Source organism: Streptacidiphilus cavernicola (assembly GCF_042510955.1).
Lineage (GTDB): Bacteria > Actinomycetota > Actinomycetes > Streptomycetales > Streptomycetaceae > Streptacidiphilus > Streptacidiphilus cavernicola.
On the sequence record NZ_JBHFAB010000026.1, the window covers coordinates 41,952 to 52,928 of the forward strand.

The window sequence follows — 10,977 nt, forward strand, 5'->3', positions numbered from 1 at the left end:
CTCAATGGTCGGACGAATGGGGGGATCGGCCGCACCCCGGCTGAAGGACGTGGCCGAGGCCGCCGGGGTGTCGGTGAAGACCGTCTCCAACGTGGTCAACGGCTCGGTGCACGTCGCCGAGGACACCCGGGCCCGGGTCCAGCAGGCCATCGACACCCTGGGCTACCACCCGAATGTGATGGCCCGTCGGCTGCGCACCGGGCGCAGCGGGGTGATCGCGCTGGCCTTCCCCGAACTGCCCTCGCCGTACTTCGCCGAGCTGGCGGTCGAGGTGATCGCGGCGGCCCGGCGGCACGGCTGCACCGTGCTGATGGACGACACCGCCGGCGACCCGGGCGCCGAGCTGCGGATCGCCTCGGGCCTCGGCGACCCGATGATCGACGGGGTGATCCTCAGCCCGCTGGGCCTGGACCAGGCCGAACTGGTGGCCAGGGAACGGCCGATCCCGCTGGTGCTGCTGGGCGAGGCCGACTTCGGCCCGGTCGCCGACCGGGTGCACATCGACAACGTCGCCGCCGCCCGCGCCGCGACCCAGCACCTGATCGACGAGGGCTACCGCCGGATCGGCGCAATCGGCTGGCAGGACCCCAAGCCCCGGGCCACCGCCCAGCAGCGGCTGCTCGGCTACACCCAGGCCCTGGAGCGGGCCGGACTGCCGGTCGAGCAGGCGCTGTTCCCGCCGGTGCGCTCCTACTTCCGCCCGGACGGGGCGGCGGCGATGCGCAGGCTGCTGAAGCTGCCGGAGCGCCCGGACGCGGTGTTCTGCTTCAACGACCTGATGGCGCTGGGCGCCATGCGGGCCGCGCACGAGGCCGGGCTGAGCGTCCCCGGCGACATCGCCCTGGTCGGCTTCGACGACGTGGAGGAGGCGGAGTACGCGATCCCCTCGCTGTCCACGGTGGCGCCGGACAAGACGAAGATCGCCGAGGCGGCGGTGGCGGCCCTGCTGGACCGGATCGCCAACGGCTACACCGAGCCCAGCCGCATGATCACCCCGGGCTTCCGGCTGGTGGTCAGGGAGAGCAGCCGCCGTCGCTGACGCCTGCGGGCCCCCGCTCAGCTCAGCCGCCGCGCTCGGCTGAGCAGGGTCTGCAGCAGCACCACCACGGCCAGGAACGCCCCGTTCACGGTGTCGGTGAAGGCCGACCCGTACTGCGAGAAGTAGTGGTCGATCAGGTTGTGGATGACCGCGAGCAGCAGCACCCCGCAGACCGTGCCGCCGATCGAGCCCGCGCCGCCGGTGAGCAGCGTCCCGCCGATCACCACCGCGGCGATGGCGGTCAGTTCGTAGCCGACGCCGATGGTGGTGACGCCGGAGCCGAGCCGGGAGCCGGCCAGCGCGCCGGCCGTCCCGGCCAGGGTGCCGGAGAGCAGGTAGACCAGCACCTTGGCGCGGACCACCGGCAGGCCCATCAGCACCGCGGCGTTCTCGTTGCCGCCGAGCGCGGTCAGCGTCGCCCCGTACCGGGTCCTGGTCAGCAGCAGTGCGCCCAGGCCGAACAGCGCCGCCACGATCAGCACCGGTGGCCAGACTCCCGCGCCCAGGTCGCGGAAGACCGAGTGCTGCGGGATCAGGTAGGTGGTCGAGCCCTCGTTCGTCAGCGCCTGCAGCAGCCCGCGGGCGCCGAGCAGCCCGGCCAGGGTGACGATGAACGGCGCCATCCCCGCCCTGGCGACCAGCAGTCCCTGCACGGCGCCCCAGGCGGCGCAGACCACGATCGGCAGCAGCACCGCCAGCCAGGTCCCGGTCTGCGCGCCCCTGGCGGCGAGCACCCCGCCGAGGGCGTAGAGCGAGCCGACCGAGAGGTCGATCCCGCCGGTGGTGATGACGAAGGTCATGGCCAGCGCCAGCAGCCAGACGAAGGCGTTGTTGCCGAGGATGCTGCTGATGTTGGACCAGGTCGGGAAGGCGCTGGAGGTCGCCGAGGCGATCACGCAGACCAGCACCAGGACGGCCAGCGCGCCGCGGCGCTGGATCTGCCCGGACAGCTGCTCCAGCCGGGTCGCCGTGGTGGCGGCCCCCGCTGACGGTGCGTCGGGGGCGACGAGGGTGGTGGAGCTCATCGGGTACCACGCTCCCGGGAGGCGTAGACGGCGAAGCAGATGATGGCCGCTTCGACGAGTTGGGTGTAGGAGGCGGGCACGTTGTGCTGGGTCAGCACCGCGGTGATCAGCTGCATGAACAGCGCTCCGGCGACGGTCCCGGCGACCCGGACCTTGCCGCCGCTGAGCGGGGTGCCGCCGACCACCACCGCGGTGATGGCGCTCAACTCCATGCTCAGGCCCTGGTTGGCGGGGTCGGCCTCGGCCCCGTGGCCCACGATCAGGATTCCGGCCAGCGCCGAGAGCACCCCGGAGACGATGTAGACGGTGACCAGCACCCGGCGCACCGGCAGCCCGGCCAGCCGTCCGGCCTGCCGGTTGTCGCCGATCGCGACCAGCTGCCGGCCGAAGGTGGTGCGTCGCACCACCAGCCCGACCAGCACCGCGGCGAGCAGCGCGATCCAGGCCATCAACGGCACCCCCAGCACGCTGTTCTCGCCGAGGGCGAGCAGGTCGGGGTCGGTGATCGGCTTCGCCGACGAGCCGTTGACCAGCTCGGCCAGCCCGCGCACGCCGATCATCAGCGACAGCGTCGCCACGATCGGCTGCACTCCGGCGAAGGCCACCATCGCCCCGGCCACCAGGCCGGAGGCCGCGCCCAGCAGCAGCGCCAGCGGGATCGCCAGGCCCAGGCCGTAGCCGAGGTAGAGCGGGACGATCGCGGCGGACAGCGCGATCACCGCGCCGACCGAGAGGTCGATTCCCTCGGTGCCGATGACCAGGGCCATGCCCAGTGCCACCAGCAGGGTCGGGGCCAGTTGGAACAGCTGCACCCGGGCGTTGCTCGCGGACAGGAAGGTGCCGTCCAGGGAGACCGCGACCACCAGCAGCACCAGCAGCGCCGCGTAGACGCCGTACTCCTGGAGCAGCCGCAGCAGCCGGGGGCGGTCCAGCGCGGGCAGTCCGCCGCGCTCCGCAGTGGTGGTACTCAACGGACGTTCTCCTCGGGCTCGGACGGTTCGGGCTCGGGCTGCTCGGGCTGTTCGGGCTCGGGCTGTTCGCCGGTCGGCGCCAGCGGGCCGGTGGCCAGGGCGGCGAGCAGCGCGGGCTCGTTGACCTGGTCGCCGTCGAGGTGGCCGGCCATCCGGCCCTCCTTGAGCACCAGCACCCGGTCCGAGCCCTCGATCAGCTCCTCCAGCTCCGAGGAGATCAGCACCACGGCCATCCCCTCCGCCGCCAACTCCTCGATCAGGCCCTGCACCTCGGCCTTGGCGCCGACGTCGATGCCCCGGGTCGGCTCGTCCAGCAGCAGCACCTTGGGGTTCATGCAGAGCCACCGCGCCAGCAGCACCTTCTGCTGGTTGCCGCCGGACAGGTCGCTGACCTTCTGCTCCGGGCTGGAGGCTTTGATCCGCAGCCGCTCCATGAACAGCTTCACCACCGCGTCCTGCTTGGCGGTGGAGACCACTCCGCCGCGGGACAGCCGCGGCAGCGCCGCCAGCACGATGTTCTCCCGCACCGAGAGGCTGGGCACGATGCCCTCCACCTTGCGGTCCTCGGGCAGCATCACCACCCCGGCCCGGATCGCCGCGGCCGGGCTGCGCCGACGCAGCTCCACGCCGTCCACGGCGACCGTCCCGGCGTCGCTGGGCAGCGCGCCGACGATGGCCTTGGCGGTCTCGCTGCGCCCGGAGCCGAGCAGCCCGCCGAGGCCGAGCACCTCACCGGCCCGCACCTCCAGGTCCACTCCCCGAATGCGGTGACGGACAGTCAGATCCCGCGCGGTGAGCACGGGTTCGGTGTCGTCCCGGGTGTGCTCGGCGTTGCCGAAGGCGGTGGCGCCCTGTTGCTTCACGGTGGACATCTCCCGGCCCAGCATCAGCGAGACCAGCCGCAGCCGGTCCAGCTCCGCCATCCCGCCGGTGTGTACCACCTCGCCGTCGCGGAGCACGGTGACCCGGTCGCAGATCCGGTACAGCTCCTCCAGCCGGTGGCTCACGTAGACCACGGCGATGCCCTGCGCCCGCAGTTCGCCGATCACCCCGAACAGGGTCTCCACCTCGCGCGGCTCCAGCGACGAGGTCGGCTCGTCCATGATCACCACGCGGGCGTCGATGCCCACCGCGCGGGCCAGCGCGACCATCTGCTGCGCGCCGAGGCCCAGCGTGTGCAGCGGGCGGCCGACGTCGCCGTGCACGCCGTAGCGGGCCAGGGTCTCGGCGGCCTCGCGGCGCATCCTGCGCTCGTCGACCAGGCCGAAGCGGCGCGGCTCGCGGCCGAGGAAGAGGTTCCGGGCCACCGACATCAGCGGGACCAGGTTCACCTCCTGGTAGATGGTCGAGATCCCGGCGGCCTGCGCCTCCAGCGGGCTGTGGAAGGCGAACTCCTCGCCCGCGAGCCGCATGCTGCCGGTGTCCGGCCGGTGGACCCCGGTGACCACCTTGATCAGGGTCGACTTCCCGGCGCCGTTCTCGCCGATCAGCGCGTGCACCTCGCCCGCGCGCAGGCTGAAGTCGACGCCGCGCAGCGCGTGCACCCCGGCGAAGCTCTTGCCGACGCCGGACACCTCCAGCACCGGTGCGTCCGGGTCCGCGCGGCCGGGGGAGCCGGGAGGGGCGGCGGCGGATATGTCGGGTCGTGTCTCGGGCACCGTGTGCCTCCTTCGTGGAACTGGGGGGATCACGCGGGAGGCCGCCCGTGCGCCGAGGGGTCTCCCCTGCGCACGGGCGGTCGTCCCAGGACGGCTGGTCCGGGTCAGTAGACCAGGCCCTGGGCCAGCGCGTCCTTGGCGTTGGCCGAGGTGAAGTGACCGTCCTTGATGATCACGTTCGGCTGGACCCCGGTGGTCCCGAAGAAGTTCTGCAGCGACTGGAAGGCCAGCGGGCCGAACCGCGGGTTGGTCTCGATGTCGGCGACCAGCTGGCCCGCCACGACATCCTGCACCGCCTGCTGGGTCCCGTCGATGGAGACCACCTTGATGTCCTTGCCGGGGGTCTTCCCGGCCGACTTGATCGCCTGCAGCGCGCCGAACGCCATCTCGTCGTTCTCGGCGTAGACGGCGGTGATCCCCGGGTGGGCCTGGAGCAGCTGCTCCATCACCTTCTGCCCGTCGGTCTGGTCGAAGTTGGCGGTCTGCGAGGCGACCACCTTGAGGTTGGGGTACTTGGACGCCAGCTCGTCGGTGAAGCCCTTGGTGCGGTCGGTGGAGACGTTGTTGCCGGGGGTGCCGGAGAGGATCGCGACCTGGCCGGTGCTGTTGGTGGCGGTGGCGAGGTCGTCGGCGGCTATCTGCGCCTGGCCGTAGAAGTTCGAGCCGATGAAGGCGATGAAGTCGGAGCAGGCGGTGCCGGTGACGGTGCGGTCGATGGTGAGCACCGGGATCTTCTTGGCCTTGGCCTGGGCCAGCGCCGGGCCGAGGCCGTCCGAGTTCTCCGGGGCCACGATCAGCACCTTGGCGCCCTGCGCGATCATGTCCTCGATCTGCGAGTTCTGGGCGTTGACGTCGGCATTGGCGTTGCGCTCGATCAGCTTGACGCCCAGTGACTTGGCCTGGTCCTCGATCGACTTGGTCTCGGTGGCGCGGAACGGGTTGCTGGTGGACTCGGACTGGGAGAAGCCGACGACGGTCTTGCCGTCGGTGATGTTCAGCGCGGGAACGCCGCCGGCGTAGGTCGAGGCGGTGCAGCCGGGGCCACTGGCCGAGGCGGACGGGGTGACCACCTGCTGGGCGGCGGCCGTATTGGCGGACGAGGCGCCGGAGGACGAGCCGTCGGTGGTGGTACTGGCCTTGGTGCAGGAGCTGAGGCCCAGGCAGAGGACGGCGGCGAGGGCGGTGACGGGGACTGCCTTGCGCAGCGGGGTGGCGTTCATGCGCCGATCACATCCTTGTGAGGGTGGGGGCGGAAGGGGCGGGCGAGAGGCTCATTCCAACGATGTAACGGGGATATTGAGGCACCAGTCCCCAGGGGTGTCAAGGGCTTTGGTCGGTATCTGGGGAGTTCTGTGCTCGACCGAGACCTGAAGCTGTTCGAAAAAGCGGCTCCGGGCTGCGAAGTTGTCATTTTCGGTGCACTTTGCCGGGTTTGGTCGATCGGTTCTGTTGGGTCTTGACGGTTCCTGGTGGCGGTGCCTCAATGTCCGTTACAACGATGTGCATCGGCGGCGACGACAGTCACCGCATCGTCAACCGCGACAGCGGCAAGGCGCGCGCACGTTCAGTGGTACCGGGACAACGGCGCCCCGGACCACCTGTGGAAGCCGCGGGTCAGTCCCGGGTCTCGTCGACCGTGGCCGCGCGGACGCTCCGCGGAGCGTCCGCGGAGTCGTAGCCGACGAAGAAGGTGGGCCTGCGCTGCACCGCGGTGTAGATCCGGCCCACGTACTCGCCGAGCAGGCCCAGGCAGATCAGCTGCACCGCGCCCAGGAACAGGATCCCGATGAACAGCGAGCTCCAGCCGGGGACGACGTGCCCGGCCGCGAAGGCGCCCAGGGTGAACACGATCAGCAGCAGGCAGACGAAGAAGCTCAGCACGCCGAGCCAGGTCGCCACCCGCAGCGGCGCGGCGGAGAAGCCGGTGACGCTGTCCACGCCGAGCCGGATCATCCGGCTCAGCGGGTACTTGGTCTCCCCGGCCACCCGCTCCTCGCGCTCGTAGCTGACCTGTCCGCTGGGGAAGCCCAGCCAGGGCACCAGCAGCCGGTACACCTGCTGCTGGTCCGGCAGCTCCTTCAGCGCGTCCACGGCCTGGCGGCTCAGCAGCCGGAAGTCGCCCGCCTGGGACGGCATCCGGTCGCCGACCAGACGGCGCATCAGCCAGTAGTAGACCCCGGCGGTGCGGCGCTTGAAGCCGGTGTCGGCGCTGCGGTCGGTGCGGACGCCGTAGACGATGTCCAGGTCCCCGGACCTGGCCAGCTCCAGCATCTCCGGGATCTTCTCCGGCGGGTCCTGCAGGTCCGCGTCGATGCTGACCACGTAGTCGCCCACGGCCCGGTGCAGGCCCGCGGTCAGCGCGGCCTGGTGCCCGGAGTTGCGGCGCAGCCGGACCACCCGCAGCTCGGGCCAGCCGATCCGGAAGTCCTCCAGCAGCGCGGCGGTCCGGTCCGAGCTGCCGTCGTCGACCGCGACCACCTCGTACCCGGCGCCCCCGTACCCGGCGCCGATGCCGTCCAACACCGGACGCAGCCGGGCGACCAGGGCCGGCAGCGCGCTCTCCTCGTTGAACATCGGGATGACGACCGACAACACCGTCCCAGCTCCGGGCACAGCACTCATTGACTCATCCCGCTTCGCCTGGTCCCGGCACCGATCCGGTCACGTTACACTCGCCTGGCCGCCCAACATATAACGTGTCCGGGTGACCGAGGCGACCATCGGCAGGCAGGGCCGCAGACACTCATGACCACTTCCACCACGGCTCTGCCCGACTCCGACGACGTCCCCGACCCGGAGCCGCGCCCGGACGCGGTCCGCGAGCGGGCCCTCGGCCTGGCCCGGCGCGCGGCCCCCGCGCTGGCGGTCTACGGAGTGCTGAAGCTGATCGGCTTCGCCGTCTTCATGGCCCTGGCGAACGCCTCCGGCGCCTACAAGCAGCAGGCCGCGCAGTTCGCCGCGGGGGACCGGGTCTGGAACATCCTGGAGTTCTGGGACGGCGGCTGGTACAAGAAGGTCGCCCTCTACGGCTACCACCCCCAGCACCTGCCGCCGCACTTCACCGGCGGCAGCCTGCCGCAGAACTCCACCGCCTTCTTCCCGCTCTACCCGGGCATGATGCGGCTGGTCATGGACTGCACCGGGCTCGGCGTGTTCGGGGCGGGCGTGCTGGTCTCGGTGGTCAGCGCGTTCGCCGCCGCCGCCGGGATCTACGCGGTCACCGCACTGATCGGCGGCCACCGGGCCGGGCTGGTCGCCGCCGCGATCTGGGCGGTCTTCCCCGGCTCCGGGGTCGAGTGGGCGGTCTACTCCGACGCGATCTTCGTCGCCCTCGCGGCCTGGACCGGCTACTGCCTGATGATCAGGCGCTGGGTTGCCGCCGGGCTGCTCGCCCTGGTCGCCGGACTGAGCCGGCCCACCTCGGTCGCGATCATCGCCGCGGTCTGCCTGACCGCGCTGCTCTCCCTGCTGCGCGGACGCGAGGACGGCGTGCTCCGGCCGCTGTTCGCGATGCTGGTGGCGCCGGTCGGCCTGGCCGGGTACCTGCTCTGGGTCGGCATCGGGATGGGCAGCCCCACCGGCTACTTCACCCTGGAGCACGACGCCTGGGACCACTACTTCGACTTCGGGCAGCACACCTGGGACGTGCTCGGCCGGATCGCGCTGGGCCAGTTCGACTACAGCTACGCCTTCCCGGTCGAGGACACCATCGGGGCCGCGGCGGTGCTGATGCTGCCGATCCTGATCGCCTTCTTCCTCCGGCTGCGGCCACCGCTGTGGATGGTGGTCTACACCCTCATCACCATCGCCTCGGCGCTGGGCAGCATGCAGATCTTCGGCAATGTCTCGCGCTACCTGCTGCCGGTGTTCCCGCTGTTCATCGCCCCTGCGGTGGGGATGAAGGCGCTGAAGTGGCCGGTGCTGGCCACGGTCTTCCTCACCCTCGCGGTGACCTCCGGCTGGTACGCCGGGTACGCCCTGTTCGAACTGGGCATCCCGTAGTGCCGCAGGACACGGCGGCGCCGGACCGCACCACGGCACAGCGGCGGGTGACCCGGCAGGCCCCGGTGTTCGCCGTCGTCGGCGCGGTCAGCACGGTCGCCTACCTCGGCCTCTACCTGCTGCTCCAGCCGCCGCTCGGGGCGCAGTGGGCCAACTTCACCGCGCTGGCGGTCACCGCGGTCGGCAACACCGCCGCCAACCGCCGCTTCACCTTCGGCGTGACCGGCGCCCGCGGCGCGGCCCGGCACCAACTCCAGGGCGCGGTGGCCTTCCTGGCCGGCCTGGCGCTGAGCAGCGGCGCGCTCGCCCTGCTGCACCGCTGCGACGCCCACCCGTCCCACCTGGTCCAGCTCACCGCCCTGATCGCCGCCAACGCCGCGGCCACGCTGCTCCGCTTCGTGCTGCTCCGGCTCTGGGTCTTCCGCCCGCCCCGCGAAAGCCCCTGACTCGGGGCGAGGCGGCGGTCGGCGGCGGGGCAGCTCAGAAGCCGAAGTCCTGGGTCCACCAGGGGCCGCCGGTGGCGGCGTAGTAGACGCCCACGCCGAGGGAGTGGTAGGTGCAGTTGAGGATGTTGGCGCGGTGGCCCGCGCTGTTCATCCAGGCGGTCATCACGTCGTCGGGGGTCTGCTGGCCCATGGCGATGTTCTCGCCGCCGAGGTCGGTGATGCCCAGCGCCTTGGCACGGTCCCACGGGGACTTGCCGTCCGGGTCGGTGTGGTCGAAGAAGTTCCGGACCGCCATCTCCTGGCTGAAGTTCTGGGCCAGCGTGTTCAGCGGCGTGGAGGCGGTGAGCGCCTTGCAGCCCGCCTTGGCGCGCTGGATGTTCACCAGGTCCAGGATCTGCGCCTGGTCGGTGGCCACCACCGCCGCGTTCTGCCTGGTCGGGGCGGTGGTCGTGGGCGGCTGGGAGGCGGTGGCGCTGGGCGACGCGGTCGCCGTCGCCGAGTGCGTCGCGCCGGGCGTCGCGGTCGGCGTGGGCGACGGGCGCGCCGAGGGGCTGCCGCTGCTCCCCGCCCTCGCGCCGGGGGCGGCGGCGCCGGCCGCCGCACCGCCGTTGTAGGCGGGACCCGCGGCGGTCGATATCGCGGTGCCGCGGTGGACCACCGGGGTACGGCCCGCGGCCGGGTCTCCGGCCACCACGACGCTGGCCGGCACCCCCGGCGGCAGCGGCAGCACGCCGCTCAGCACACCGCCCGCACCGGCCGCCAGCGCCGTGCAGCAGACCGCGAACAGGACCCGCGGCCCCCGTCGCCGACGGCGTCGCGGGGCGCCCGCGCGCGAGCCTCTGCGGTGCGAGGCGTGGCTGCTCTGAGCGTGACGGGGCATGGCTGCCGCTGTCCTTTCCTGGCCCCCCGGCCGGACACTGACATGCGTCGCACACCCGAACGGGTGCGGCAGGAGAGGAGCGTAGGGCATCAACCGGGGCACGCGCGGGCATGTGGGGCAACGCGCAGGTGAGAGACTCGTGGCCATGGGTGACGAGGTCCGGATGACCGCATGGGTGCGCGGCGCGGTGCAGCAGGTCGGATTCCGCTGGTGGACCCGTTCCCGGGCGCTGGAGATCGGGCTGCTCGGCTACGCGTCCAACCTCGGCGACGGGCGGGTGCAGGTGGTGGCGGAGGGCAGCAGGGAGCAGTGCCGGCTGCTGCTGGAGCTGCTGCGGCACGGCGACACGCCCGGCCGGGTGGACGGCGTCACCGAGATATGGGGCCCGTCCGGGGGCGGCTACGAGGGCTTCGCCATCCGCTGACCTGCCGTAGTCGGATGGTTGCGCTCTCGGCCGCGCCGTGGTTGACTGCGCACCGAGTGGTGATCGACCACTCCCCGCGGGAACCGCTCCGCAGCGTGATGAATCCGCTGCTCGGTGCCGCGGCAGAGGTTGCACGCTGTGATCGTGTTGACCCTTTTCGCGTTTGGTGAGACGCTGGAAGCCCGCGCACTCGCACGTACAGTCCAAGGCGTTCGGCCCCGAAAAGCCTGACAATGACTGCCCTCCCGGGTGCGTACCACAACCACGACCCCACCTTCATCGGTCGGTCACTCAGTGTGGAGGACCATCCATCATGGCAAAGGCGCTTCTCGGTTACGTCGGCGGCCCCGACCCGCGCGTGCTCTCCGAGATGCGACGTCTTCAGCAGCGTGTCCTGGACCTGGAATCCGAGCTCACCCGGATGCAGGCCGAGAACGACGCGCTGTCGTCCGTCGCGGACCACGAGCAGCTGCTCCGCAGCATCGACGTACCCCAGCCGGTGCCCGCTTACTCCTGATCCCTCACCGGTCCT

The 10,977-nt window shown here is 71.7% G+C and carries 11 protein-coding genes; 5 read left to right on the top strand and 6 right to left on the bottom strand.

Annotated features, from left to right (window positions below):
- Positions 1–16: 16 nt before the first annotated feature.
- Positions 17–1,039 carry a LacI family DNA-binding transcriptional regulator gene (locus tag ACEZDE_RS27840; RefSeq protein WP_380541629.1) on the top strand — a complete coding sequence of 341 codons (1,023 nt, stop codon included), beginning with the start codon at positions 17–19 and terminating at the stop codon, positions 1,037–1,039.
- 17 nt (positions 1,040–1,056) lie between these two features.
- Here the strand turns inward: ACEZDE_RS27840 and ACEZDE_RS27845 are convergent, their stop codons facing one another.
- The 5 genes from ACEZDE_RS27845 to ACEZDE_RS27865 form a co-directional block, all read right to left on the bottom strand.
- Positions 1,057–2,064: an ABC transporter permease gene (locus ACEZDE_RS27845; RefSeq protein ID WP_380541632.1), complete on the bottom strand. Its 1,008-nt coding sequence runs from the start codon at positions 2,062–2,064 to the stop codon at positions 1,057–1,059.
- The gene (locus ACEZDE_RS27850) at positions 2,061–3,035 is read right to left on the bottom strand and encodes an ABC transporter permease (RefSeq protein ID WP_380541635.1); all 975 of its coding nucleotides are present in this window, start codon (positions 3,033–3,035) and stop codon (positions 2,061–2,063) included. Before ACEZDE_RS27850 ends, ACEZDE_RS27845 begins: the two co-directional genes overlap by 4 nt.
- Complete coding sequence (locus tag ACEZDE_RS27855; protein WP_380541787.1) at positions 3,032–4,672, bottom strand: sugar ABC transporter ATP-binding protein; 1,641 nt, start codon at positions 4,670–4,672, stop codon at positions 3,032–3,034. Before ACEZDE_RS27855 ends, ACEZDE_RS27850 begins: the two co-directional genes overlap by 4 nt.
- Positions 4,673–4,797: 125 nt before the next feature.
- Entirely contained in the window at positions 4,798–5,913 is a 1,116-nt protein-coding gene (locus tag ACEZDE_RS27860) for an ABC transporter substrate-binding protein (RefSeq protein ID WP_380541638.1), read from the bottom strand.
- Positions 5,914–6,307: 394 nt separating this feature from the next.
- Positions 6,308–7,315 carry a glycosyltransferase family 2 protein gene (locus ACEZDE_RS27865; RefSeq protein WP_380541641.1) on the bottom strand — a complete coding sequence of 336 codons (1,008 nt, stop codon included), beginning with the start codon at positions 7,313–7,315 and terminating at the stop codon, positions 6,308–6,310.
- A 123-nt stretch (positions 7,316–7,438) separates the two neighbouring features.
- Here ACEZDE_RS27865 and ACEZDE_RS27870 point away from each other — a divergent pair, with 123 nt between their 5' ends.
- The gene (locus ACEZDE_RS27870; RefSeq protein ID WP_380541644.1) at positions 7,439–8,695 is read left to right on the top strand and encodes a hypothetical protein; all 1,257 of its coding nucleotides are present in this window, start codon (positions 7,439–7,441) and stop codon (positions 8,693–8,695) included.
- The gene (locus tag ACEZDE_RS27875; protein ID WP_380541647.1) at positions 8,695–9,141 is read left to right on the top strand and encodes a GtrA family protein; all 447 of its coding nucleotides are present in this window, start codon (positions 8,695–8,697) and stop codon (positions 9,139–9,141) included. Before ACEZDE_RS27870 ends, ACEZDE_RS27875 begins: the two co-directional genes overlap by 1 nt.
- Positions 9,142–9,175: 34 nt before the next feature.
- On the opposite strand, the gene ACEZDE_RS27880 is transcribed toward ACEZDE_RS27875, so the two are convergent.
- Complete coding sequence (locus ACEZDE_RS27880) at positions 9,176–10,021, bottom strand: CAP domain-containing protein (RefSeq protein ID WP_380541650.1); 846 nt, start codon at positions 10,019–10,021, stop codon at positions 9,176–9,178.
- Between the two features lie 145 nt (positions 10,022–10,166).
- On the opposite strand from ACEZDE_RS27880, the gene ACEZDE_RS27885 reads away from it, so the two are divergent.
- Both ACEZDE_RS27885 and ACEZDE_RS27890 read left to right on the top strand, forming a co-directional pair.
- Complete coding sequence (locus ACEZDE_RS27885; RefSeq protein ID WP_380541654.1) at positions 10,167–10,445, top strand: acylphosphatase; 279 nt, start codon at positions 10,167–10,169, stop codon at positions 10,443–10,445.
- Between the two features lie 313 nt (positions 10,446–10,758).
- A complete protein-coding gene (locus ACEZDE_RS27890) occupies positions 10,759–10,962 on the top strand; it encodes a hypothetical protein (RefSeq protein WP_380541657.1) in 204 nt (67 codons plus the stop codon).
- Positions 10,963–10,977: the final 15 nt, after the last annotated feature.

Coding starts and splice junctions, on each gene's coding strand:
- ACEZDE_RS27885 (WP_380541654.1), top strand. CDS start 10,167: ATGGGTGACGAGGTCCGGATGACCGCATGGGTGCGCGGCGCGGTGCAG.
- ACEZDE_RS27870 (WP_380541644.1), top strand. CDS start 7,439: ATGACCACTTCCACCACGGCTCTGCCCGACTCCGACGACGTCCCCGAC.
- ACEZDE_RS27860 (WP_380541638.1), bottom strand. CDS start 5,913: ATGAACGCCACCCCGCTGCGCAAGGCAGTCCCCGTCACCGCCCTCGCC.
- ACEZDE_RS27865 (WP_380541641.1), bottom strand. CDS start 7,315: ATGAGTGCTGTGCCCGGAGCTGGGACGGTGTTGTCGGTCGTCATCCCG.
- ACEZDE_RS27890 (WP_380541657.1), top strand. CDS start 10,759: ATGGCAAAGGCGCTTCTCGGTTACGTCGGCGGCCCCGACCCGCGCGTG.
- ACEZDE_RS27840 (WP_380541629.1), top strand. CDS start 17: ATGGGGGGATCGGCCGCACCCCGGCTGAAGGACGTGGCCGAGGCCGCC.
- ACEZDE_RS27880 (WP_380541650.1), bottom strand. CDS start 10,021: ATGCCCCGTCACGCTCAGAGCAGCCACGCCTCGCACCGCAGAGGCTCG.
- ACEZDE_RS27845 (WP_380541632.1), bottom strand. CDS start 2,064: ATGAGCTCCACCACCCTCGTCGCCCCCGACGCACCGTCAGCGGGGGCC.